Here is a 23,160-nt window from a genome sequence, read left to right as displayed (position 1 = left end):
AGGAGGCCACTTAATGTGGCCTCCGTCGTGAGCAGGACTGTAGAGCAGGAAACTTAACCCCCACACCCCTCACGCGGCGGGCAAACTCGCCTTGTGCTCTATCACGCTAAAGTGTATGATTCTGAACGTTACATGACTCACTTTACTTAACTAAAGTGCCATCAAGGGGGAATACCATGAACACCGATATGTCTCGTCGTCAGTTTGTTGGTCTAGCCGGCTCGCTCGCCACGGTGCTCGGCCTTGGTCTTGTCGGCTGCGGCGGCGGTGCCGGTAAGGGTTCCGCTGCCGGTTCTGCTGCAGCCAAGGACGTGAAGGGCGCTGCGGAGTCCAAGAAGCTCGTGGTGGGCTTTGATAAGTCCTATCCTCCGTACGGCTTTGTGGGCGACGATGGCGAGTACACCGGCTTTGATCTCGATCTGGCCAAGGCTGTTGCCGATAAGCAGGGCTGGGAGGTCAAATACGAGGCCATCGACTGGGACGCCAAGGATACGCTGCTTAACTCGGGCGCCATCAACTGCATCTGGAACGGCTTTACCATGGAGGGCCGTGAGGACGACTACACATTCTCCGAGCCGTACATGCTCAACGAGCAAGTGCTGGTGGTCAAGAAGGACGCGGGCATCAAGAGCTGGGACGATCTTGCCGGCAAGACTGTGATTACCCAGACCGATTCCGCTGCGCAGGACGTGCTCGAGGGCGACCAGAAGGATCTGGCGGCGACGTTTGCCACGCTCGACACCATCGGCGAGTACAACACGGCCTTTATGCAGCTCGAGAGCGGCGCAGTCGATGCCGTGGCCTGCGACCTTTCGATTGCTCAGTATCAGCTTGCCGCCAAGCCCGATGCCTATACGCAGCTCGACAAGCCGCTGTCCAGCGAGCACTACGCCGTCGGTTTTAAGAAGGGCGACACCAAGTCCGCCGACGCCGTGACCGAGTCGCTCAAGGCGCTCTACGAGGACGGCACGGTTAAGGACCTGTGCGACAAATATTCAAGCTATGGTTTGTCTTTCGATAATTGGGTGCTCAAGTAATGTCTATTCAGGTCATGATGCAGATGCTTGGCCAGGGTTTCTTGGTCAGTTTGCAGTTGTTTGTGCTGACGCTGTTGGGGTCGATTCCGCTGGGAATCCCCGTGACGTTTATGCGCATGAGCAAAATCGTGCCGCTTCGCTGGATTGCGCGCATCTACATTTCGATCATGCGCGGTACGCCGCTCATGCTGCAGATGTTTGCCATCTACTTTGCCCCGTATTACGTGTTTGGCATTTCGCTCACGCCCGATTCCAAGTGGACGGCGTGTGTCGTGGCGTTCATCATCAACTACGCCGGTTACTTTGCCGAGATCTATCGCTCGGGCCTGCAGTCCATTCCGCGCGGTCAATACGAGGCTGCCGAGGTGCTGGGCTACTCGCGCATGCAGACGTTTCTGTATATCGTGATGCCGCAGGTCGCCAAGCGTATTCTGCCTGCGATGGGCAACGAGATCATCACGCTGGTCAAGGACACGTCGCTGGCGTTTGCCATTGGCGTGGGTGAGATGTTCTCGACGGCCAAGGCGCTGGTCGCCTCGCAGGTGAGCATGGTGCCGTTTGCGATCGCGGCGTTGATCTACTGGGTCTTTAACTTTGTGGTCGAGATGCTGCTGGGCGCCGCCGAGAAAAAATTGGATTACTACCATGATTAATTCGGTAATGAATATATCGAACGCGCGTAAGGCGTTTGGCGGCAATGAGGTGCTCAAGGATATCTCGCTCGAGGTGAAGCGTGGCGAGGTCGTGGCGATTATCGGGCCTTCGGGTGGCGGCAAGTCCACACTGCTGCGGTGTGCCACGCTGCTCGAGACACTCGACGGAGGCTCGCTCTCGTTTGGTGACCTTGCCGTTGCGACGGATGCGGGTTCGGGCGCGGTCTATGCGAAGGGCGATGTGCCCAAGCGGGCGCGCTCGCGATTCGGCCTGGTGTTCCAAAATTACAACCTGTTCCCGCACTATACCGTGATGAAAAACATCATCGATGCGCCGATTCGCGTGCTTAAGCGTCCGCGCGAGCAGGCGGAAGCCCGCGCTCACGAGCTGATTGCGCAAATGGGGCTGACGGGCAACGAGAACAAGGTGCCGTGTGAGCTTTCGGGCGGTCAGCAGCAGCGCGTGAGTATTGCCCGCGCCCTAGCGCTCGATCCGGAAATCTTATTCTTTGACGAGCCGACCTCGGCGCTCGATCCCGAGCTGACGGCCGAGGTGCTGCGTGTCATTAAAGACCTTGCCGCGCAGAATATGACGATGGTGATCGTGACCCACGCAATGCAGTTTGCGCGCGATGTTGCCGACCGCGTGGTATTTATGGACGGCGGTCGTATTGTCGAGGAGGGTCCTGCCGAGCAGATCATCGACCATCCGCGCGAGCAGCGTACCCGTGAGTTCTTGAGCCGTATCGAGGGGTAGGCTCAGGTATTTACTCAACTATTAATTGAGGCGAAGCCGCCGCAGGTCTTACGGTCTGTGGCGGCTTTTTGTTTGCATCGACGGGGTTCAATAATCGCCCCACAAGCTTGTCTCTTCCTCTCGCCGCCTGTATTCATACGTGTGCCGAAAGGTGTGCATGGACGGTCGCCCGTGAGGGTAGGGTGGTGGCATAGGACATTTGGAGGGTGAGTCGGCTCGGCTGCCGACCATGCTGCTCCCGGGATGGCACCGACCGCGAACTCTCCCCGTTGGCGTCGCGCATTGCGCGCGGCCCTGCAAGGAGGTCATCATGGGTGCTCCCAAGACCGGTAACGTAAGGAACGTGGTGCTCGTAGGCCAAGGCGGGGTGGGCAAGACTTCACTCGCCGAAGCCATGCTCCACCTTTCCGGCAAGACCGCCCGCCTGGGCGGCCACGACGGCACCAAGCCTACGCTCGACTATGACCCCGAAGAGGTCAAGCGTGCATTTTCCATCTCGACGACCATTGCACCGATCGACTGGAAGGGCGCGCGCATCAATGTGCTCGATGCCCCGTGTTACCCCGATTTTATCGGCGACGCCTTTGCCGCGATGAGCGTCTGCGAGACGGCTCTGTTTGTGGTCGACGCCGAGGCCGGTCCGCAGCCTACGACGGTTAAGCTCTGGTATGCCGCCGAGGACCTGCGCTTGGCGCGTGCGGTGTTCGTAAACCGCCTGTCGCGCTCCGAGGCCAGCTTTGCGACCACGATGGACCTGCTGCAGGAGCGCTTTGGCACGCGACTGGGCGCCGTGACCCTTCCCTGGGGCGAGGGCGAGGACTTTGATGGCATCATCGACCTGGTGCGCATGAAGGCGCGCCATTGCAACGGCGCCGAAGCCGTTGAGTCGGAGATTCCCGAGGAGTATCGTGCCCAGGCCGAGGAGGCCCATGACCATCTGTGCGAGCTGGTGGCCGAGGCTGACGACGAACTGATGATGAAGTACTTGGAAGGCGAGGAGACGCTGACGCAGGAGGAGCTTGAAGGCCTGCTGTCGAAGGCGATCGCCGAGCGCATCTTTGTGCCGGTCTTTGCGGGCGATTGCATCAAGGAGCAGGGCGTCAACTCGCTGATGGACGACATCGCCACGTACTTTCCGGCGCCGACGGACTACGGCGAGATGCCGCTCATCGACGGTGATTCGCTCAAGATTTCGAGTGACGATGACCGTCCGGTGGCGTTTGTGTTTAAGACGCTGGCCGATCCGCAGCAGGGCCGCATCAGCTTTATCAAGGTGCTGACGGGCACGCTTGAGCCGGGCCTTGAGCTGATCAATGCGCGTACCCGCAAGAGCGATCGTCTGGCTCACCTGTATGTGATGTGCGGCCGCGACATGACCGAGGTCGGGCACGCTTATGCCGGCGATATCATCGTGGCGCCCAAGCTGGCCGCCGAGACGGGCGACACGCTCTCGATTACCGGTAAGGTAGAGGCCGCGGCGTTCAAGTTCCCCAACTCTCAGTACCGCATTGCCATTGAGGCCGAGAATCGCGGCGACGAAGAGAAGCTCTACACGTTTATCGAGAAGGCATGCAAGGCCGATCCGACCATGAGCATCGACCGCGACGAGGAGACCGGGCAGACTATCATCTCCGCCGTGGGTGAGGCGCAGGTTTCGGTGCTGCTCAACCGTTTGGAGGATCGCACCAAGGTCGTGGCCAAGAGCGTGCCGATTCGCATTCCGTATCGCGAGACCATCCGCCGCACGGCGAGTGCCCAGGGCCGCCACAAGAAGCAGACTGGCGGTGCCGGTCAGTATGGCGACTGCTGGCTGCGCGTTGAGCCGCTCATTGGGCCCGACGGTACGAGCGACGGCTATGAGTTTGTTGACGAGGTCGTGGGTGGCCGCATTCCACGCTCGCTCATCCCTGCCGTGGACAAGGGCGTCCAGGAGACCATGAAGGACGGTATTATTGCCGGCTATCCGCTCACGGGCATTCGCGTGGCTGTGTACGACGGCTCGTATCACAGCGTCGACTCCAACGAGATGGCGTTTCGCGCAGCGGCTCGCATCGGCCTGCGCAAGGCATGCGCCGATGCCGACCCGGTGGTGCTGGAGCCCATCGAGGAAATCACGGTGACTATCCCCGAGAACTACGCCGGCGCCGTGATGGGCGACATCTCGGCCTCGCGCGGTCGCGTGACGGGTATGGAGACCGATGAGCGCGGCGATACCGTGGTTATCGCCCAGGCGCCGCTGGCTGAGTTGACGGATTACTCGACGCGCCTGCGCTCTATCACGCGCGGCACGGGTGACTTTACCATGAAGCCCGCAGGCTATGAGCAGGTGCCTTATGACGTTCAGGCCAAGCTGGTCGAGCGCTATGAGGAGGGCCGCGCCAAGTAGCGTGTGGCTTTGCCTGCAATATACATGCCGATGCAAGGGCCGCTCTGGGCAATCCAGGGCGGCTCTTTTTGATCCCTAGGGGAGGGAGGAAAACGGATCATTTTTTGGGTTGCGGGCGGTGCGGTCGGCACTAGTCTCCGGATGCCTGGTTGCGGCCGGTGGCGTAGTCGATCTGCACGTGCGGCTGCAGGTTGTAGCAGTACACGTGGAAGCAGAGGGTCTTGCCGTGGTCCTCGACCGATTGTGCCTCAAGGCGCACGCCGCGGCAGACAAGCTCCTCTTCGTTATACATGGGCGTGACTCGGTAGAGCACATGGTTGCCCGTATCGCGAATATAGTCGAGGATCTGCTCTTCAAACGGTAGCATGCCTGTCTCGTTGAGATAGCGCGTGCCGGTGAGGAGATTTTTGCGGTTGGCGTTTTCGCCGCAGAGGGACCAGGCGATAAGGTGGCAGCGGTTGTAGAGGCTCTGGCCCGGAATAAAGTCGTAGCGCTGCTGGCGCCATCCGGCGGGATGGATGCGCGAGATATCGCCGCGCTCGCCTTGACCGAGTGATTCGGGGCCCACGCAGGCGAGCGCTTTGCGGGTGCGGCCCAGGCTGTCGAGCTTGGAGAACTTCTTAAAGCAACCCTCTTCTGTAGCGCGTTCGTATTCATCGAGTGTGAATGACGGCGTGCCGAGCGGGTGCGTGCTGTCGGCGCGCAGGGCAACATAGGGGTTACCCGCGTAGTCGGGAATGCTGCTGAGGTATACGCCGCGGGCGCGGTCGAGATCGGGGTTTTCGACCTCGTCGATGGGGGTGGCGGCGCTGTCTGTGGAAGTGTCGTCACCGGTGCCGGTTGCGGCGGATTCAGAGCCATCGCCAGCGTCTTGGCTATTATGAGAGTCCGAGGAGCTCGCTGTTCCCGATTCGAGTCGGGCAACCAGGTCCGCCTCGTCGTCAGTGCGGCTGGGACTCTCGCTTTGTTTTTCGGCCAGAGCCGCTGCCTGCTCATCGCTTTGCGGCGACAACAGCTTGGGCGCTCCGTCGAGCGACCCCGTAAACAGCGCAAACCACAGCACCACGGCGGTGCCGATGGAAAGTACTTGCTTGTAGGCGGACTTGCGCGACATGGAGGCTCCTGGATGGACGGTTGGGAATCTACCAGTCTAGCAGGAGCCGGCAGGGGCCGTTCTGTCGAACAAATACTTAAGATTTGGGACAAACGCTACGGATTCATTTGCCTCATATTTGACGTATGGCTAGATCGAGGTGGAGCCGAGCCAATTGAGTTTGCATTCGAGAATACGCTGCTCACCGGGCGTGCTGCTGCCATCGAGTAGCGCGAGGAGCATCTCGGCCGCCTCCCTGCCCTCCTGATCGACGGGCTCGATGATCGTGGAGACGGTCGGCGTGGTGAGGTTGGTCCAGTCTTCGCAGTTGAGTCCCAAAAGACCGATTTGCTGCGGAAGTAGATGGGCCATGGGCTGGAGGGCCTTGTAGACACGGGGAAGTGCCCACTGATTTTGCACGAAGATGAGGGTTCGCTTGGCGGGATTGAGCTTGTATTTAAAGTACTCGGTAAGCTCACTGACCGACGGCTTGTTGTGGTCGATGGGAATCGCTTTGTAGAGCTGTCCGTTCGCTGCCAGTGCCTCGGCATACCCCTGAAAACGCTCCATGCGGGTGCGCATTTCGGTCATGTTGGCGGCAATGGAAAAGAAATCTTCGTAACCGGCGTCGAGGAGTGCCTGCGTGGCGTTGTACACGCCGTCGTAGAGGTTGGTCTTGATCCAGCTCGTGCCCGGGCTATAGATGGCCGCGTCAAAAAAGACGACGGGCTTGCCGGCGCGCCTAATGCGGTCGTGGACGGCTTTGAAATTTGCCGTGGGTTGGATGATAAAGCCATCGACGCCCAACGAGAGCATTTTGTCGACATACATGAGCTCGGTCTCGGGGTTAAAATTGCTCGTGCAAACGACCGTCTGGTAGCCCGCGGGGAGCATGACCTGCTCCATGCCGTTGAGGACGAGGCCCGCCCATTTGTTGGTGTTATCCAAAATGATGATGGCGATGACGTGGGTCTGTTTGCCGGTGAGCGTTTGCGCTTGAGCGTTGGGGACGTACCCCAGCTCCTTTATAACGCGTGCGATCTTTGCCTGCGTCTTGTCGCTGAGCTTGTCTCGTTTGTCGTTGAGGTAATACGAGACGCTGGCTGTTGAAGTTCCCGCCTCGCGGGCGACGTCTGCGATCGTAACGCGCTGTTTGGTCACAGCGACTCCTTCCGACAAATTGCGTTATTTGGCGCGGTGGTTCACGTTCGGGTTGCGGGCACACGATTCTGCCTGTCCTTTCGCCCCTTTATGAGTATGCAACAATACCGTATCCGTGGGGTCCGAAATTCGTAGCGGTTATGCAGGCCTGCCGTCTACCGAGAAATCCAAATACTTCTTGACTTTTAAAAAAGAGATCAAAAACGCAGGATTCATTTTTGGTTAAACGCATAACTAAATCGCATAACTAATGCCCTGACCTGCGCGTTTACCGAAATAAGCTGGCATTAAGAAAAACGAGCACCTATATTGGTCTTGTCGAAAAGACAGCAAGTCCAAATGGCAGGGGATGCTCCGGAGGCCTCCGCAAACGGTGTCTTGCGCACGCAACTCTATGAAAAGAGGGAAGCAATGAAGATCGTAGGCGTTGCCGCCTGTACCGTGGGTATCGCCCACACGTATATGGCTCAGAAGGCGATTCAGGATGAATGTGCCGCCCGTGGCATCGAGTGCAAAGTCGAGGCTCAGGGTGGTCTGGGTATCGAGAACGAGCTGACGCAGGAGGACGTGGATTCCGCCGACCTGGTGCTCGAGTCCGTCGACGTGGGTGTCGAGAACGAGGACCGTTTTGAGCAGAAGATGGCCGAGGGCAAGTTCCTGAAGGTCGGCACCTCGGATGTAATCGCCGATCCGGTGAAGATCATCGATCAGGCCGTTGAGATCATCAAGGCGACGGGTGGCGCCGTTGACGCGCCCAAGGCCGAGGCCAAGGCAGAGAAGAAGGCCGTCTCCGCTGCCCCGCAGGCCCCGACACCGGCGTCCAAGCAGTCTATCTTTGCCGATCCTGGTAAGACGCTGCTCAATGCATTCAATACCGGCGTTTCCTATTTTATCCCCATCGTCGTTATCGGTGGCGTGTTTCTCGCCTTCTCGCTGGCATCCGGTACCGCCGGCGCCAACGGCATGGAGGTTACGAACCCGCTGATGGTGAGCCTTAACACCATCGGCATGGCCGGCATCTCCATGATGATCCCGGTGCTTGCGGCATACATCTCCTACTCGATGGCCGGCAAGCCCGCGCTCGCCCCCGGTTTTGTCCTGGGCTACCTGGTCAACAACGCAGTCGTTACCCCTAACGGCAACAGTGTTTCGACCGGCTTCTTGGGCGCCATGATCATGGCCGTCATCTGCGGTTACTTTGTCCGCTGGATGAAGACCTGGAAGGTCAACAACACCATCCAGACCATCATGCCCATCCTGATCATCCCGATTCTGACCTCGCTCGTCTTGGGCATGGCCTATATCTACATCCTGGCCACGCCGCTTGGCTTTGTGATGGATTGGCTCACCAGCGTGCTCGGTAGCCTGCAGGGCGGTTCCGCCGTCGTCCTGGGTCTGGTCATTGGCGTTATGACCGCCTTCGATATGGGCGGCCCCATCAACAAGACCGCCTCGACCTTCACCATGGCCATCATGGCCTCCGGTATCTACGGCCCTAACGGTATGTTCCGCGTCGCCGTCGCCGTTCCCCCGATCGCCTGTGGCCTCGCTGCGCTCATCGCCAAGAACAAGTTCGATGACGCCGACCGTCAGATGGGCATCTCCGCGCTGTTCATGGGCTGCATCGGTATTACCGAGGGCGCTATCCCCTTCGCGGTCAAGGACCTCGGCCACACCCTCCCCGGCATTTGCATCGGCTCTGCCGTGGGTGCGGCGCTTGCCGCCTTCCAGGGTATCGACTGCTACGTCCCGCACGGTGGCTTTATCGTCGCCCTTGCCACCAACAACGTCGCGCTGTTCTGCCTGGACATCGTGATTGGCTCCGTGGTCGCCGCTGCAATCCTGATTGCCATGAAGCCCACGCTCGATAAGCAGGCCAAGTAAACCTTTAAGGACTCCGGTTGTGCGGAGGGATGGATTTGACTCCGCACAACCGCCCCTACACAACAAAATCCATCCGTACTGATAGGGCCCACATCTGGGTCCCAGGGAACTTTTGTCAAAAATCCTCTGGAGAAGGAGAACAAAATGTCCAACCTCACCATCCGTCAGGCCGTTCAGGGCATGCTCAAGCTGCAGGATAGCGGCGATCACGCAACCATGGTCGGCATTGGCCCCATGAGCCCCAACCTGATTCAGGCCGTGTTCGAGCTTGCCAAGGACGAGGATTTCCCGCCCATGTTTATCGCCAGCCGCAACCAGGTCGATATGGACGAGATGGGTGCCGGCTACGTCAACGGTTGGGACCAGACGCGCTTTGCCGCCGACATCAAGAAGGTTGCCGACGAGGTGGGTTACACCGGTCCGTACTACCTGTGCCGCGATCACGGCGGTCCGTGGCAGCGCGACGAGGAGCGTAACGCCCACCTGCCCGAGGACGAGGCCATGGAGCTCGCCCGCAAGTCCTTCGTCGCCGACATGGAGGCAGGCTTTGACCTGCTGATGGTCGACCCCACCAAGGACCCCTATCAGATCGGCAAGGTTATTCCGCTCGACGTGGTGCTTCGCCGCACGATCGATCTTATCGACTACCTTGAGCAGTACCGTCGCGAGCATAACCTGCCCGAGGTTGCCTATGAGGTCGGTACCGAGGAGACCAATGGTGGCTTGACCTCTACCGATAAGTACGAGGAGTTCATTTCTCAGCTGCAGCCCGAGCTCGAGAAGCGCGGCTGCCCCATGCCCACCTTTATCGTCGGCCAGACCGGTACGCTCACCCGTTGGACCGAGCAGGTCGGTCATTACAACTTTAAGAATGCCCGCGAGCTCGCCGACATGGCTAAGCGTTACGGCGTGGGCCTGAAGGAGCACAACGCCGACTACCTGGATGACGCAACGCTGCTCGAGCACATCCCGGCTCACGTGACGGCCTCCAATGTCGCCCCTCAGTACGGAACCGAGGAGACCCGCGCTTACCTCAAGCTCTGCGCTACCGAGCAGATCCTGGTCGACAACGGCCTGTGCGACGATCCCTCCGACCTGTATCACACGCTGCTGGTCAAGGCCATCAAGACCGAGCGCTGGCGCAAGTGGATGACCGGCGACGACGTCAACCTGCAGGTTGACGACATTTTGGCCGACGACGAGCTCAGCCTGAAGATTCTGGATGTCTCCGGCCACTACGCCTTTAACGATCCCGAGGTCAAGGAGCAGGTCGAGAAACTCTATCGCAACCTCGCTGCCCAGGACATCGACGGCAAGCGCTTTGTGATCGAGCACATCAAGCGCCCGATCAAGCAGTACGTCGTCGGTCTTAACCTCAAGGGCGTCACGAGCCGTATCGAGAAGGCTCTCGAGGACTAAGTAGCTTTTCCTACACGACGCCGGGCCTGGGGCATGTCCCAGCCGCAGGCCCGGCACATAGGACAAAGGGATATCCCCTTTGTCCTATTTTTTGAGTTTTGGATTCCTTCGAAGGAGTTTGCACCATGAAGTTCTTTATCGATACCGCCAACCTTGACGAGATCGCCGAGGCCAAGAGCTGGGGCTGCCTTGCCGGCGTCACCACCAACCCGTCCCTGTACGCCAAGACCGGCGGCAAACTGGCCGACTTTGAGCCCCACATGCTCAAGATCGCCGAGCTTTGCGAGGGACTGCCCGTGTCCGCCGAGTCCACCGCGACTACCGCCGAGGGCATGATCGAGGAGGGCAAACGTCTTGCCGCCCTCGCTCCCAACATCGTGGTTAAGCTTCCCGTGTGCGAGGCCGGCCTTGCCGCCTGCCGCGCCCTGGCCGACGCAGGCGTGCGCGTCAACATGACGCTTGTTTTCTCGCCGACCCAGGCCTTGATGGCCGCCAACGCCGGCGCTCGCTACATCAGCCCGTTTGTGGGGCGCTTCGACGACATCGCCGAGGACGGTATTTCGCAGCTCGACAACGTTGTGACCTGCATCAAGAACTATGACTGGACCGGTAAGAACGTCGACGACACCGTCGAGATCATCACCGCATCCGTCCGCACGCCCAATCACGTGACCCAGGCGGCGCTGCTCGGTGCCGATATTGCGACCGTCCCCATGGCTGCTCTTAAGAAATGCCTGCATCACCCGCTGACCGACCAGGGTCTTGCCTCGTTCGAGGCTGACTGGAAAAAGGTCGTCGAGGCACAGTAACGATGGTTCCGCCGGCCTAGCATTTGTTATGCCGGGCCGGCGTGCTCAAGAGAGGAAACTCCATGACCGATCAGGAACTGGCCAAGATTGCCAATGAGGTTCGCCGCGGTATTGTCACGGGTGTCCACGCTGCCAAGTCGGGGCATCCGGGCGGATCGCTCGGCGCCGCCGACATTATGACCTACCTCTACTTTGAGGAAATGGATGTCGACCCGGCTAATCCGAGCCGCGCCGAGCGCGATCGCTTTGTGCTCTCCAAGGGACATTGCGCTCCGGCACTCTATGCCGTGCTCGCCGAACGCGGGTTCTTTCCCAAGGAGGAGCTCGAGACGCTCCGTCATGTCGGCAGCCGCCTGCAGGGCCATCCCAATATGAATGACACGCCGGGCATCGACATGTCCACCGGCTCGCTCGGTCAGGGTATCTCCGCCGCGGTTGGAATGGCGCTCGCCGCAAAGCACTGGGGTGACAGCTATCGCGTCTACACGCTGTTGGGCGACGGCGAGTGCGAGGAGGGGCAGGTGTGGGAGGCGGCCATGTTCGCCGGCAACCACGACTTGGATAACCTCGTCGCTATCGTCGATCACAATGGCCTGCAAATTGACGGCAGTATCGACGAAGTTAACTCGGCTATGCCGCTGGCCGACAAGTTCCGCGCCTTTAAGTGGCATGTGATCGAGCTTGCCGACGGTAACGACATGGCGCAGATTGCCGCCGCCTTTGCCGAGGCTCGCAAGGTGAGCGACTCGCCCGTGGCCATTATCGCCGAGACGGTGAAGGGCAAGGGCGTCTCCTTTATGGAAAACCAGGTGGGCTGGCACGGCAAGGCACCCAACGATGAACAGTTTGAGCAGGCCATGGCCGAGCTCGCAGCAGCAGGGGAGGAGCTCTAATGGCAGACGTCAAGAAAGTCGCCACGCGCGTTAGCTATGGCGAGGCACTTGTCGAGCTGGGCAATGAGCACGATGACTTTGTGGTTCTCGATGCCGACCTGGCCGCCGCCACGCAGACCGGTAAGTTTAAGGCTGCGCATCCTGAGCGCTTCTACGATGCCGGCATTGCCGAGAGCAACTTGATGGGGCTTGCCGCCGGCATTGCGACCACGGGTCACGTCGCCTTTGCGAGCACCTTTGCCATGTTCGCCGCCGGCCGCGCGTACGAGCAAGTGCGTAATTCCATCGGCTATCCGCACCTCAACGTCAAAATCGGCGCCACGCATGCGGGTATCTCGGTCGGTGAAGACGGCGCCACGCATCAGTGCTGCGAGGACATCGCGCTCATGCGCACGATCCCGGGTATGACGGTGATCGTTCCCGCCGATGACATCGAGGCTCGCGCTTGCGTGCGCGCCGCCTATGAGTTTGAGGGGCCGGTCTACATGCGCTTCGGCCGCCTGGCAACACCGGTCATCAACGACCGCGAGGACTATGAGTTCAAGATTGGTCGCGGCGTGGTCGTGCGCGAGGGGTCCGATGTGACCATCATCGCTTGTGGCCTTATGGTCGCCGAGGCGCTTGAGGCTGCCGAGGCGCTCGCTGCCGATGGTATCGATGCCGAGGTCATCAACATGCACACGATCAAGCCACTTGATGAGCGCCTGGTGGTTGCCGGCGCCAAGAAGACCGGTCGCGTGGTCACTGCCGAGGAACATTCGATTATCGGTGGTCTTGGCGAGGCCGTGGCCTCGGTGCTCGCGGAGCAGCATCCGGTGCCGATGCGTCGCGTCGGCGTGCGCGATGTGTACGGCGAGTCCGGCCCTGCGGTCGATTTGCTGCACAAGTACGGTTTGGACGCCGACGGCATCGAAGCTGCGGTCAGGTCCGTGTTGTAAGGAAGGTTTCCATGGGATTTGTATCTGCCAACCAAGTGACGATCGGGTATACCGCCGCCTCGCGCGAGGACGCCCTGCATTATTTGTCCGAGCAGGCCATCGAGCTCGGCTTTGCCGATGACGCATCTGCCGTAGAGGCTGCCTTTATTGCTCGCGAGAACGAGGCCGAGACCGGCCTTGTCGCCGGGTTTGCCGTTCCGCATGCCAAAAGCGATGCGATTCACACGCCGGGCGTTGCCGTGCTTAAACTGGCCGAGCCCGTTGAATGGCCGAGCTTCGATGGGGTGCCCGTCGATGTTGCGCTCGCGCTGTACGTGCCCGCCGGCGAGGCTGGAACCACGCACCTGCGTCTGCTCTCCAAGGCTGCCGTGATGCTGATGGACGCCGGCTTCCGTGACAAGGTGCGCGCGAGCACCGATCCCGTTGAGATTGCGGAGCTCATCAATAGCGGACTCGAAGACTAGAGCGGTCATCCCGTTCAATCAATCGATCCTTCTCCAAGGAAAAGGGCCGCGACGCCATATAGGTGTCGCGGTCCTGTTTGCGTTTCCCCAGATAAAACCTGCCAAAATAAACCTGTCCCTTTTTGGCGGGTCAGTTAACACAGTCCAGGTTGAGCATATGCGAGCGAGCGGGCTCCGGGTGCGGTAAGGTGACGTGAAACAGGCGGGCGCTGACCTTTTGGTCGCGCCCGTGAAGTTGAACGTCAGATTGCCGTGCCCGGAGCCCGCGCAGCGCCAAGCAGTTGCGCCGTTTGTAAAACGGCGTAACCTACAGGTTCATGTTGCCGTGGATGTAGGGGGTGACCTCGGGGGAGATATGGCCGCAGCCCAGCTCGCGCAGCGCGGACTCGATGGCGGCGGGCAACGGGGTTTTGCCCTCGGCATCGACGGTAGCACCGCCGAGGGCGGCGATCTTGGCGACGTCTGCGGGGGCGGCCTCGATATGCATGCAGCCGCCGACCAAGCGCGCACGAACCTGCGCCAGGTCAAGATCGTGCAGGTAATCCTCGCAGGCGCGGATTAAATCGACCTTCTCGCGCGTAAGCTCCTCGCCCGTGGGGACGCGTGTGGCAAGACAGGCTCCCGCCGGCAGGTTCCAAACGGGATAGCCCCATGCGCGCAGCAGCTCGCGCTCTTCGTCCTTGGTAAAGCCGACCTCCATGAGAGGGGAGCGTACGCCGAGCTCTTTTGCCGCGCGCATGCCGGGGCGGTAGTCACCGCGATCGCTCGCATTGCTGCCATCGATGACGGTGGAAAAGCCGAGCGACTTGGCGTGGTTGACGATGGCGGTAAAGCCGGCGCGCTTGCAGTGGTAGCAGCGATTGGCATCGTTGCAGGCTACCTGGGGGAGCTGCAGCTGATCCACCGAAAGATTGAGTACGGGTAGCTTAAAATGCGGACCCTCGTCGGCCTGCCCGTCAACGGACCGCTCAAACGAAGCTTGCTCGGGCGTGCTGATGAGCGGCGTGGTGAGGTGAACGAGAAGCGTGTCGGCAGGCATGATGCGGGCGCAGGCCGCGGCCAAAAAGCTGCTGTCGACACCACCGGAAAAACCGATAGCGACGCGTCCGTATGCCAAAAGCAGCTGTTCGAGCGCCGACAGCTTGTCCTGAAGCTCCTCTGCAGGTGCGGTGGTGTCTGAAAGCATGAAACGTTCCTTACCAATATGTACTCGGTCGAAAACTATAATCCTACCGGGCTGCTTGTCATAATACTTCTATCTATGTAACGAAAGTGCAATATGCTATATACGTTATATACAAGTTTGTAAAGTGCGGTAGAGTGGCAGTAACACAATCCGGTGAGGGGGCCGATATGATCAAGGCTGTTATTTTTGACATGGACGGAACGCTGGTCGACACCGAGCGTTTGGGGATTAAGGCCTGGAAGGCAGGCGCCGCTGAGCTGGGGCTCGCGATTGATGATGCGCTGATCCATCAGTTTATCGGCCGCACGCTGCCCGATGTTATGGACATCCTTGATAAGCATTATGGCAGCCACGAAACCACCGAGGCGATCTATCGTCGCCACAAGGAGATTCGCGACGAGATGGTCAAGACCGATCTGGAGCTTAAGGCCGGCGCCGCCGAGTGCATAGACGAGCTGCTGGCTGCGGGCTATCACGTGGGCCTAGCGACGTCGTCGCGCCTCGTTACGGCCGAGCGCAACCTTAAGATGGTCGGCCTCTTTGACAAGTTTGAAACGGTGACCTGCGGCGAGGACGTCGTGCACGGCAAGCCCGACCCCGAGATGTATCTGCTTGCCTGCGAGCGCGCGGGCTTTGCTCCCGAGGAGTGCGCCGTGGTCGAGGATTCGCGCAATGGTTGCGTCTCGGGCATTACGGCCGGCTGCCATGTCTTTGCCGTCCCCGATATCGTGCCGCTACCGCAGGACGTGGTGGATGGCTGCGAGGCCGTGCTCGATACGTTGTTCGACCTGGCGGCGGCAGTCAAGGCCGTGCACTAGACAATTGCGGTGTTGAAACGAGCAATTGCCCACGTTTGCGCTTAAGCAAAAGGGGCCCGGCAATGGTCGGGCCCCTTTAGCTTAAGCGGCGACTTAGCATACTTGCGGGCGTGCTATAGATACGCGCCGAGGTTGATGGCCGTAGCGTCGGTCTGGGTGCTTGCCTGGGTGCTGGCGCGTTCCAGCAGGAACGGCCGCACGAGTTCTTGGCGGTTGATGTCCTCGATGGCCGTGACCGCGGTGACGGTGCGCGCGGCAGAGCCGATGTGGATATGCTTGGTCTTTGCCGGGGCCTTGTTCTCGATTTGCTCCATGAGCAATTGAACGCCCTTGCGGCCAATCTCGTAGCCCGGGGGCGCTACCGTAGTGAGCGGGACCGACCCGCTCCAGGCGAGTGGGTTGCCGTCGCAGCCTGCTACGCGTACTTGCCCAGGGACAGAGATGCCCTTGTCGACCAGTGCCGAAACGACGCCCGAGGCCAGCACGTCGGTTAGACCGACCACGAAGTCGGGGCGTTCGTCCGCGGGGCGCTCGGCGATTTGGGCACCGATGCCGTAGCCGTCGGCGGCGGTATTCCATTCGCCGGCGTCGATGACTTCGATCTTGATGTCGGGGTGCAGGGCGAGCGCCTTATGAATGCCAAGGACGCGCAGGGTGAGTTGCATAAATGCTGCTCGGCCGACGACGACAATATGGTGCGCGCCGCGGGCGATGGCGAGTTCGGCAATGATGCGACCCTGGGCCTCGTTGTCGGCCGCTACGTAGTAGCCGGGCTCGGAGCAATGGATGTCCAGATGGACGATCGGGACGGGCATCTTGGTCATGGCGGGGTGCCAGTCGGGGGATGCCATGGGCTGAACCATGACGCCGGACATCTGGGTGCCCATAAAGTAGCGCAGGTAATGGTCCTCGAGAATATCGTCGTTATCGGCGTTGGCGATGAGCAAGTCGTAGCCGTGCTTGCGGGCCTCGTTGTGGGCGCCGCTGGCGATTTGGAGCGAAAAGCCGTGATCGAGACGGGGGAGCACCAGGCCAAAGGACTTGGTGGCGCCGCCCGCGAGCTGACGGGCGCTTTGGTTGGGCAGGTAGCCAAGGCGATTGATGGTCTCGTTGATGAGCTTGAGGGTCTCGGGGCGCAGCTTTTCGGGGTGGTTGAGCGCGTTGGAAACCGTGCCCAACGAAACCCCGGCCTCGCGTGCGACGTCGCTGATTTTTACCTTTGCCATAGCGGCCCCTTTGATGCGTTTCAAGTACAAGCCAGATTGTAGCATCCCAAACCTTCCAAAAAGGGACAGGCTTATTTTGGCAGGTTTTATCTGGGCAAACGCTATTGCCAGCGCGACCACCACGAAGGGGGCAGGCACCTTTGTGGTGGTTTGGACCGGCTGGACGTGTGTGCATCGAGTGGTATCTAAGTTGAGATACCACTTCTGGTATATCAGCTTGCGTTTGCGTGAGTACAATACTCGAACGTTATACGTCTCAGCGCCCCTTGTGCGTGGACGTCTTGCAGTCACGCGAACGAAGGGATTTATCTTATGTGCGGAATCGTCGGCTACACCGGCTCTGATATTGCAAAGAACATCCTGGTCACGGGCCTCAAGCGTATGGAGTATCGCGGCTATGACTCCTCGGGCGTCGCGCTCGAGGTGGGCGAGGGCGCCGCGGCGCACCTCGACGTCATCCGCCGCGTGGGCAAGGTCGCGGGCTTGGAGAGCGAGCTTTCCAACATCGACAGCGACGCTACCTGCGGTATCGGCCACACCCGTTGGGCTACCCACGGCAAGCCCTCCGTCGTTAACGCTCACCCCCACACCAGCTGCGACGGTCGTATCGCCATCGTCCACAACGGCATCATCGAAAACTTCGCCGAGCTGCGCGAAGAGCTGGAGGGTCGCGGCCACCACTTTAAGAGCGAGACCGATACCGAGGTCTTCGCGCATCTGATCGAAGAGGCTTATGCCGAGGTGCACGACCTGATGGCCTCCGTGCGCGAGGCGTGCACCCACGTGGTCGGTGCCTATGGTCTGGCCGCCGTGTGCGCTGACGAGCCCGGCGTGATCGCCGTGGCCCGCAAGGATTCCCCGATCGTAGTCGGCGCGGGCGAAACCGGCTCCTATGTTGCTTCCGATGTCATCGCGCTCATCGACGCCACCCGCGATGTCGTGGTGCTCGAGGACGGTCAGTTTGCTAAGCTCACGCCCGCAGGCGTCGAGTACACCGACGAGGCCGGCAACGTTATCGAGCCCAAGGTCACCCACATCGACTGGGACCTGGACATGGCAGAAAAGGGCGGTTATCCCGACTTTATGCTCAAGGAGATTCACGAGCAGCCGCGCGTCGTGCGCGACACGCTGGTTGGTCGTATGACGCCGGCCGGCGAGCTCGACATCGACGAGCTGGGCCTTTCGCTCGAGGAGCTCAACGACATCGACCGCGTCTATGTGATCGCTTGCGGCACCAGCTATCACGCTGGCCTCATTGCCAAGAATCTCATTGAGGGCTGGGCTCGCATCCCCACCGAGGTGGAGGCGGCCAGCGAGTTCCGTTATCGCAACCCCATCATTACGCCGACGACGCTTGTCGTTGCCGTGTCCCAGTCGGGCGAGACGGCCGATACCCTTGCCGCCATCCGCGACGCGCGCATCAAGGGCGCCAAGGTCTTCGGCATCACCAACGTGGTGGGCAGCCCCGTGGCGCGTGAGAGCGACGGCGTCATCTACACCAAGGCCAACAAGGAGATCGCGGTCGCCTCGACCAAGAGCTTCATCGGCCAGGTTGTGAGCCTGACGCTGCTGGCCCTGCTGCTGGCGCAGGTCAAGTACCGCCTGACCACCAAACAGGCGCGCATGCTGTTCCGCGAGCTTTCCGATACTGCCGAGCAGATCCAGTGGATTTTGGACACGCAGACCGATGCCGTGCATGAGGCTGCCCTGCTGTGCAAGGATGCGCAGTCGGCGCTGTTCGTGGGCCGCGGCATGGGTGCCGCTATTTCCTACGAGGGTGCGCTCAAGCTCAAGGAGGTCAGCTACCTGCACGCCGAGGCCTACGCCGCCGGCGAGATGAAGCACGGCCCCATTGCCCTGATCGACCCGGGCTTCCCTGTCATCGCTGTGGCCACCAAGAGTGCCACCTACGACAAGACCGTGTCGAACCTTATGGAGTGCAAGGCGCGCGGTGCCAAGGTCATCGTCGTTGCCACCGAGGGCGACGAGGAGATCAACAAGATCGCCGACTGCATCATCCGCGTGCCGGCGGTCCGCGACGTGTTCAGCCCCATCACGGCGAGTGTCCCGCTGCAGCTGCTCGCCCGCGAGGTCGCCATCCTGCGCGGCTGCGACGTCGACCAGCCCCGAAACCTCGCCAAGAGCGTGACCGTGGAATAGTTGGTTCCGCCGTCCTAGCGACCAAGGCCCGGCTCCGTTGCAGCGGAGCCGGGCCTTGTTGCATTTGACCAGATAAAACCTGCCAAAATGAACCTGTCCCTTTTTGGTAGGTTAGCGGAGCTTGCTGGTCTCGAAGTACTCGGGGAACTGGTCCAGAACTTCGGTTTGGTTGCGGAACATCATGTGCAGGTGCTTGCTGACCAAAAAGCTCGCTTCGATGGGGTCGCGACCGGCGATAGCGCGGCGAATCTGCTTGTGCTCGTTCACGATGTCCTGATTGTCGAGAACCTGTGTGGCGGCGCGCAGCCAGCGGAAGCGCTCCAGGTCGGCATTGGTCTCTTCGAGCCACGACCACACGGTGCTGCGACATGCGATGCTAAAAATCATGTGATGCATGAGGTTGTCGCTCAAAAAGAAGCCGATGCGATCCTCTTCGGCCATGGCCTTTTCCTGCAGCACGATGGCGCGGTCGAGCTGCTCGATGCCGGCCGACGTGGCGCGCGCACAGCACTCCACGATCACCTGCTTTTCCAGATGCTCGCGGATGTAACAGGCACTCTCGGCAAGGGTGAGGTTGATGGGCGAGACGTAGGTGCCGCTCTGGGGCACGGTGCGCACCAGGCCTTCCTGCGCCAAGCGAACCAAAGCCTCGCGCACGGGCGTGCGCCCCATATCCAGGTCGTCGCAAAGTTGCTTGACGCCCAGCTTTTCGCCCGGCTTGTAGTCCAGGTAGACGATTTTGCGTCGAATGGTGTGGTAGGACTGGTCCTGTAGGCTCGCTTCCTGCTCGCCGACGTGCATCGATTCTTCCATAGCGCCTCGCAACTGTTCTATCAAACTCATATGTCAGTTGTTAATTATGCCGCGAATCAGCTCTCCGCGGTGGGTAATTCGGCTGTTGCCTGAGAACTATCGCGGCATCTTAGTCTGTGTTTGCGCAAGGCTGTGCTCAATGTTGCCGTATCATAAGCCGTCGCAAACGTGAAATAGAAAGAAGGAATCCCATATGCAACTGGCAAATATCGTACGCGAGCGCTGGAAAGGCGTCTTGTTCTGCCTGATCATCGCCATTCCCGCGACGTTGCTCGGCAAACAGGTTGAGGTGGTCGGCGGTCCGGTATTCGCCATCCTCTTTGGCATGGTCCTGGCGCTCGTCTTTCCCAAGAATCGTCGCGAACAGCTCGCCGCCGGCGTTACCTATACGTCCAAAAAAGTCTTGCAGTACGCGGTTATCCTGCTTGGCTTTGGCATGAACCTCTCCCAGATTCTGTCCAAGGGCGCCCAGTCGCTGCCGATTATCGTGGCGACGATCTCGACCTCGCTTGTCATCGCCTTTGTGCTCTGCCGCGTCATGAACGTACCGGGTAAGATCGCGACGCTTGTGGGTGTGGGTTCGTCGATTTGCGGCGGTTCTGCCATCGCCGCGACCGCACCCGTCATCGATGCCGACGATCGCGAGATTGCCCAGGCCATTTCGGTCATCTTCCTGTTTAACGTTATCGCGGCGCTCGTGTTTCCGACGCTCGGCGGCATGCTCGGGCTGACCAACGAGGGCTTTGGCCTGTTTGCCGGCACCGCCATCAACGACACCTCGTCCGTAACGGCTGCGGCGAGCGCCTGGGACAGCATGCATCCCGGCGCCAATGTGCTCGAGAGCGCCACGGTGGTCAAGCTCACCAGGACGCTGGCCATCATTCCCATCACGCTGGCGCTTGCTTGCTGGCAGATGCATCTGGCGCGCAAGGCCGGCGGCGACGCCAAAAGCACGTTCTCCCTCAAACGCGCGTTTCCCATGTTTGTGCTGTTCTTTGTGCTGGCGAGCGTGATCACTACGGTGTTTCAGCTTCCCGCGTCCTTTACGGCGCCCATCAAGGAGCTGTCGAAGTTCTTTATTGTGATGGCCATGGCGGCTATTGGTTTTAATACCGATATCGTCGAGCTGGTCAAAAAGGGCGGCAAGCCCATCGCATTGGGCTTTTGCTGCTGGATTGGCATCACGTGCATGAGTTTGGGAATGCAACACGTACTGGGAATCTGGTAGAGAAGTAGCTTGTTTGCGTGCTACGTGCCGGTGAGCGCAAGCCTGCGGTGGAGCGACAGGAGCTCTTGCGGGTATGGCTTGTCCGCAGGTTTATAAGTCCCGAAGAGCTCTTATCGCCCCGCCAGGATGGCGATGCGGGGCAACACCTATACTCGCAGGGCGGCGCTTTCTGCCCTATAGTGTTTGATGAGCAATATCGTTCAATTTTGAAACACTTGGTCGTGCGACTGTCGGCGGTTGCACGTCGCTGCGGACAGGGGCAAATCATGGATAGCGATGCCAAGCTGAACATCTTGACCGAGGCCCTGGCTGCTGCCGGGGCCTCGGCATTGGCAATCGATGCGCGTGGGGACGTCGCGATTTCGACCATGAATGACGCGGCGCTTGAGCGGGATGTGGCGGCTTTTGTCGCTGAGCGTCTCGACCGTATAGGAGACGGCGCGCGTCTGGTTATGGGGCGTGCGGGTACGCGCCTGAGCCTGACCGTTCGCCCCACCGACAAAGAGGGCGGGGGCCTTTGGGTCGTCGTGGTCCGCGAGGTGCGCGGCGCCGCGGCGCATGCGGGCATCGAGTGGCTCAACGCCGACGAAGTTGAGGCCCGCTACGAATCGAGTGCGTACGGCATCGTTGAGGGTGCCGCTGCGGTGGCTGCACCGGTTGCCGAGAGCTACGCGCGCGGTGTGCCCCTTATGCTCGAGGGTGATCTGGGAGCGGGTCAGGTTGAGATCGCCAAGCGCCTCTATCTGGATGGCCCTTTTGCCGATCAGCCCTTTGTTTCCATCGTGCTCGATGAACTCACCGATCGCGGTTGGCGCCATGTGCTCAAAAGCTCCGAATCGCCGCTGTTCCAAACGGGGCTGACCCTTTGCATTGAGGGCTGGAATGCGGTTGGCCCCCAGCGCCTCCGCGAACTCGTTTCCACGATGGCCGACACCGCGTTGGCGACGCGCTGCCATGTGGTGCTGACGGCGAATGACATGCCGGGCGGCAGCGAAAGTGATCAAGCCGCCTTTGTGACCGAGCGCTTCGCCTGTGCGGTGAGCGTGGCGCCGGCAATCGCCGAGCAGGGAGCCGCGTCGACGAAGGTTGCGCGCTATTTGGAATATCTCGCTGACGCATTTGGGACGGCAACGCCCACGCTGTCTACCGCGGCGACGAAGACGCTCGATGCTTACCGCTGGCCGCGCAATTATCTGCAGCTCCGCGAGGTCTCGGAACGACTGTATATATTGGTGGGGGCGGGCACGGTGGAGCGCGCTGTGGTGGAGGAAGTGCTCGCCCAAGAGGACGTGATTAAGACCGCAACCTTTGGCGCCCCGACGCTCGAAAGCGACCTGTATATTCTGCGACCGCTGGCCGATACCGAGCGAGATATCGCGCATCTGGTTGTAGACCATCTCCACGGTAACCGAACCCGTGCGGCGGAGGTGCTGGGCATAAGCCGTACAACGCTGTGGCGCTTGCTGAAGGACGATGACCGTTGAGCGAGGCGCCCGTGACCGCGCGCGACGCGTGTGCTACAGTCCAAAGCGTTATTGTTTCGATTTGGTTACGGCGTGCGAGGGCATATGGCTGAGACTTCAAAACCGAGCCGCAGAAGGCGGAGTGCCGCGCCGGTCAACCGACGCACAACATCGGTGACGTGGGGTAAACACGCCTCGGGGTTTGATGGCTCGTTCAAGCGCACTAAATACGGCTATCCTTCGGCAAGCGCCCGCTTGGCAATGCAGGCAGAGTCCTCGCTGTGGGGCCGCAAACGCGTGGTGGGCTCAAAGCTCAAGCACGACGGAACGCTCGGTTACATCAGCCGCGGGGCGGCTCGCCGCAGTGGACTCAATCCGGCTGGTTGGCATCGTTATGTTCCGATCGTGGCCGTCGTTGCAGTGATCGTCATCGCACTCGCTGCGCTTGGCTACGCCGGCGGTGGCGCCAACTTGGACGCAGTGTTTAAATCGCCCGAGCTCGCGCATGCAGGCACAGAAGTTATCGAGGGCGCTCAGACCCAGACAGGCGTCGCGCCCCAGCGCGGCATCGTCGCGGCGGCCACCACCATCGCCGATGCTCAAAAGGACGAAGACAAGCAAGGCGACGACGCCGAAACGACCCAGACAAGCGAAGCGACGACAACTCAAATATCAACATAGCTTGCCGGCAGAAGGGGACGTTCCTTTTAATATGAGCAGGACATTGTCAAGAGGCAAAATCGGGCCTGGCCCCAACGATATGGGGTCAGGC

Annotated in this window: 20 protein-coding genes; 15 read left to right on the top strand and 5 right to left on the bottom strand. The window is 60.4% G+C overall.

The window, feature by feature from the left end:
• The first annotated feature begins 176 nt into the window (after nt 1-176).
• The 4 genes from I2F59_RS07850 (at nt 177) to I2F59_RS07835 (ending at nt 4,833) form a co-directional block, all read left to right on the top strand.
• Entirely contained in the window at nt 177-1,037 is an 861-nt protein-coding gene (locus tag I2F59_RS07850; RefSeq protein ID WP_117877165.1) for a transporter substrate-binding domain-containing protein, read from the top strand.
• Nucleotides 1,037-1,690 (top strand): amino acid ABC transporter permease, encoded by a 654-nt coding sequence (locus tag I2F59_RS07845; RefSeq protein WP_195503795.1) that lies wholly within the window; start codon nt 1,037-1,039, stop codon nt 1,688-1,690. The genes I2F59_RS07850 and I2F59_RS07845 overlap by 1 nt, the downstream gene beginning before the upstream one ends.
• On the top strand, nt 1,683-2,447 hold the full coding sequence (locus I2F59_RS07840; RefSeq protein WP_271755929.1) for an amino acid ABC transporter ATP-binding protein: 765 nt from the start codon (nt 1,683-1,685) through the stop codon (nt 2,445-2,447). Before I2F59_RS07845 ends, I2F59_RS07840 begins: the two co-directional genes overlap by 8 nt.
• 310 nt (nt 2,448-2,757) lie before the next feature.
• A complete protein-coding gene (locus I2F59_RS07835; RefSeq protein WP_195503794.1) occupies nt 2,758-4,833 on the top strand; it encodes an elongation factor G in 2,076 nt (691 codons plus the stop codon).
• A gap of 130 nt (nt 4,834-4,963) precedes the next feature.
• On the opposite strand, the gene I2F59_RS07830 is transcribed toward I2F59_RS07835, so the two are convergent.
• Both I2F59_RS07830 and I2F59_RS07825 read right to left on the bottom strand, forming a co-directional pair.
• Nucleotides 4,964-5,947 carry a DNA/RNA non-specific endonuclease gene (locus tag I2F59_RS07830; protein ID WP_195503793.1) on the bottom strand — a complete coding sequence of 328 codons (984 nt, stop codon included), beginning with the start codon at nt 5,945-5,947 and terminating at the stop codon, nt 4,964-4,966.
• Between the two features lie 129 nt (nt 5,948-6,076).
• Complete coding sequence (locus tag I2F59_RS07825; protein ID WP_195503792.1) at nt 6,077-7,087, bottom strand: LacI family DNA-binding transcriptional regulator; 1,011 nt, start codon at nt 7,085-7,087, stop codon at nt 6,077-6,079.
• A 411-nt stretch (nt 7,088-7,498) separates the two neighbouring features.
• Here I2F59_RS07825 and I2F59_RS07820 point away from each other — a divergent pair, with 411 nt between their 5' ends.
• The 6 genes from I2F59_RS07820 (at nt 7,499) to I2F59_RS07795 (ending at nt 13,494) form a co-directional block, all read left to right on the top strand.
• Nucleotides 7,499-8,971 carry a PTS fructose transporter subunit IIC gene (locus I2F59_RS07820; protein WP_195503791.1) on the top strand — a complete coding sequence of 491 codons (1,473 nt, stop codon included), beginning with the start codon at nt 7,499-7,501 and terminating at the stop codon, nt 8,969-8,971.
• A 144-nt stretch (nt 8,972-9,115) separates the two neighbouring features.
• Nucleotides 9,116-10,390, top strand: coding sequence for a class II D-tagatose-bisphosphate aldolase non-catalytic subunit (locus tag I2F59_RS07815; protein ID WP_006235615.1), 1,275 nt, complete (start codon nt 9,116-9,118; stop codon nt 10,388-10,390).
• A 125-nt stretch (nt 10,391-10,515) separates the two neighbouring features.
• Nucleotides 10,516-11,199 carry a fructose-6-phosphate aldolase gene (gene fsa / locus I2F59_RS07810; protein WP_117757862.1) on the top strand — a complete coding sequence of 228 codons (684 nt, stop codon included), beginning with the start codon at nt 10,516-10,518 and terminating at the stop codon, nt 11,197-11,199.
• A 62-nt stretch (nt 11,200-11,261) separates the two neighbouring features.
• On the top strand, nt 11,262-12,092 hold the full coding sequence (locus I2F59_RS07805) for a transketolase (RefSeq protein WP_195503790.1): 831 nt from the start codon (nt 11,262-11,264) through the stop codon (nt 12,090-12,092).
• Nucleotides 12,092-13,030: a transketolase family protein gene (locus I2F59_RS07800; protein ID WP_195503789.1), complete on the top strand. Its 939-nt coding sequence runs from the start codon at nt 12,092-12,094 to the stop codon at nt 13,028-13,030. The genes I2F59_RS07805 and I2F59_RS07800 overlap by 1 nt, the downstream gene beginning before the upstream one ends.
• An 11-nt stretch (nt 13,031-13,041) precedes the next feature.
• Nucleotides 13,042-13,494: a PTS sugar transporter subunit IIA gene (locus I2F59_RS07795; protein ID WP_195503788.1), complete on the top strand. Its 453-nt coding sequence runs from the start codon at nt 13,042-13,044 to the stop codon at nt 13,492-13,494.
• 307 nt (nt 13,495-13,801) lie between these two features.
• Here I2F59_RS07795 and larE read toward each other — a convergent pair whose 3' ends face one another.
• The gene (gene larE / locus I2F59_RS07790; RefSeq protein WP_195503787.1) at nt 13,802-14,680 is read right to left on the bottom strand and encodes an ATP-dependent sacrificial sulfur transferase LarE; all 879 of its coding nucleotides are present in this window, start codon (nt 14,678-14,680) and stop codon (nt 13,802-13,804) included.
• Between the two features lie 167 nt (nt 14,681-14,847).
• Between larE and I2F59_RS07785 the strand changes: the two genes are divergently transcribed.
• Nucleotides 14,848-15,498, top strand: coding sequence for an HAD family hydrolase (locus tag I2F59_RS07785; protein ID WP_195503786.1), 651 nt, complete (start codon nt 14,848-14,850; stop codon nt 15,496-15,498).
• Between the two features lie 113 nt (nt 15,499-15,611).
• Here I2F59_RS07785 and I2F59_RS07780 read toward each other — a convergent pair whose 3' ends face one another.
• Nucleotides 15,612-16,724, bottom strand: a complete 1,113-nt coding sequence (locus I2F59_RS07780; protein WP_229065403.1) for a LacI family DNA-binding transcriptional regulator — start codon at nt 16,722-16,724, stop codon at nt 15,612-15,614.
• A gap of 312 nt (nt 16,725-17,036) precedes the next feature.
• On the opposite strand from I2F59_RS07780, the gene glmS reads away from it, so the two are divergent.
• A complete protein-coding gene (gene glmS / locus I2F59_RS07775) occupies nt 17,037-18,884 on the top strand; it encodes a glutamine--fructose-6-phosphate transaminase (isomerizing) (protein WP_195503784.1) in 1,848 nt (615 codons plus the stop codon).
• 111 nt (nt 18,885-18,995) lie between these two features.
• Here the strand turns inward: glmS and I2F59_RS07770 are convergent, their stop codons facing one another.
• The gene (locus I2F59_RS07770; protein WP_229065402.1) at nt 18,996-19,697 is read right to left on the bottom strand and encodes a GntR family transcriptional regulator; all 702 of its coding nucleotides are present in this window, start codon (nt 19,695-19,697) and stop codon (nt 18,996-18,998) included.
• A 193-nt stretch (nt 19,698-19,890) separates the two neighbouring features.
• Between I2F59_RS07770 and I2F59_RS07765 the strand changes: the two genes are divergently transcribed.
• The 3 genes from I2F59_RS07765 (at nt 19,891) to I2F59_RS07755 (ending at nt 23,069) form a co-directional block, all read left to right on the top strand.
• Entirely contained in the window at nt 19,891-20,925 is a 1,035-nt protein-coding gene (locus tag I2F59_RS07765) for a YeiH family protein (protein ID WP_195503782.1), read from the top strand.
• A 266-nt stretch (nt 20,926-21,191) separates the two neighbouring features.
• Nucleotides 21,192-22,409 (top strand): helix-turn-helix domain-containing protein, encoded by a 1,218-nt coding sequence (locus I2F59_RS07760; protein WP_195503781.1) that lies wholly within the window; start codon nt 21,192-21,194, stop codon nt 22,407-22,409.
• A gap of 153 nt (nt 22,410-22,562) precedes the next feature.
• Entirely contained in the window at nt 22,563-23,069 is a 507-nt protein-coding gene (locus I2F59_RS07755; RefSeq protein ID WP_055286245.1) for a hypothetical protein, read from the top strand.
• The last annotated feature ends 91 nt before the right edge of the window (nt 23,070-23,160 follow it).

Source organism: Collinsella aerofaciens (assembly GCF_015556945.1).
GTDB classification, from domain to species: Bacteria; Actinomycetota; Coriobacteriia; order Coriobacteriales; family Coriobacteriaceae; genus Collinsella; species Collinsella aerofaciens_AO.
The sequence above is the reverse complement of the archived record's forward strand: the minus strand, read 5'-3'. Positions and strand labels throughout refer to the sequence as shown.